Raw genomic sequence first — 1267 nt, 5'->3', positions numbered from 1 at the left:
TGAGGTTGCCCCCGGAAACCGGACACCGGGCTTTATGCCGCGAGTGCGAGGTCTTGACGATAGCTTATGCGGGTTTCGTGGGGTGTTCGGTAGTCGAGTGTCGAATGTAGACGGTCGTGGTTGTAGTAGCCGAGGTAGGCGAAGACGGCTCGTCGGGCGTCATCTCGGCTGGCCCAGACCTGAGTTCCGATCTCGGTTTTGAGGGTGGCGAAGAACGACTCCGCGACCGCGTTGTCGTAGCACGAGCCGACACGCCCCATCGACGGACGGATGCCCGCAGCGTCGAGCGTGCCGCGGAACTCGGCCGAGGTGTACTGGGTACCGCGATCGGAGTGAAAGACCGCGTCCGCGCTGGACAGGCCTCGGCCGGTGGCGAGAGTGATCGCGTTGCATACCAGTTCCGCGCGCATGTGCCCGGCCATCGCGTGGCCGACCACTTCCCGGCTGTACAGATCGATCACGGTAGCCAGATACAGCCAGCCTTCCTGGGTGGGCAGATAGGTGATGTCGCCGACGAACCGTTCGCCAGGCGCGTCGGCGGTGAAGTCCCGGCCGATCAGATCCGGTGCTGGTGCGACGGCCGTGTCCTGCTTGGTCAGCGAGCGACGCCGGCGCCGGGTGACGCCGGTGATCCCGCGCTCGCGCATGATCCGCTCGACGCGTTTGTGGTTGACCCGCCGGCCACGGCGACGCAGCTCGACGGTGACCCGCGGACGGCCGTACGCGCCACGATGCTCGGCGTGGACCTCGACGATCTCCGCGGCCAGCTGGTCGTCCCGGGCGGCCTGTTCGGCCCGTGCGGGGGCCGCGGCGAGCCATTCGTAGAACCCAGGGCGACGAACATCGAGGACTCGGCACAGCCGGGCGACGCCGAAGGTGGCGCGGTGTTCGGAGATGAACCTGTAGCTGTGGGTCAACGACCCATCTCCTTGGCGAAATAGGCGGCTGCCTTACGGAGAATCTCCTTCTCCAACTCGAGTTCCGCCACCCGCTTGCGCAGCGCACGCAGCTCGTCCTCCGACACCGCCGAGGCCGCGTTGAACGGCTTCGCCTGGGCGCGTTCAGCGATCTTGACCCAGTTACGCAGGGTCTCATGGTTCACCCCGAGCTCGCGGGCGACCTGACGCAACGGACGATCCGAGGAACGAACCAACTCGACCGCGTCCTTGCGGAACTGCTCCGGATACTTCGACGAACGTGACACAGGGACATCCTTCCCCAGACCAGCGTCTGGGATCAGGGTGACCGGTTCACAGGGGCAACCTCA

Annotated in this window: 2 protein-coding genes; both read right to left on the bottom strand. The window is 66.1% G+C overall.

Annotation, left to right across the window (positions count from 1 at the left end; all coding sequences use genetic code 11):
* Positions 1 to 32 precede the first annotated feature (32 nt).
* Positions 33 to 917: an IS3 family transposase gene (locus ABD256_RS44125; RefSeq protein ID WP_344432393.1), complete on the bottom strand. Its 885-nt coding sequence runs from the start codon at positions 915 to 917 to the stop codon at positions 33 to 35.
* On the bottom strand, positions 914 to 1204 hold the full coding sequence (locus ABD256_RS44120; RefSeq protein ID WP_344432392.1) for a transposase: 291 nt from the start codon (positions 1202 to 1204) through the stop codon (positions 914 to 916). The genes ABD256_RS44125 and ABD256_RS44120 overlap by 4 nt, the downstream gene beginning before the upstream one ends.
* Between the last annotated feature and the right edge of the window lie 63 nt (positions 1205 to 1267).

Origin of the sequence: Amycolatopsis minnesotensis, assembly GCF_039529815.1 — a bacterium.
Lineage (GTDB): Bacteria > Actinomycetota > Actinomycetes > Mycobacteriales > Pseudonocardiaceae > Amycolatopsis > Amycolatopsis minnesotensis.
Note: the sequence above shows the minus strand (reverse complement) of the source record. Positions and strands in the feature narration are given on the sequence as shown.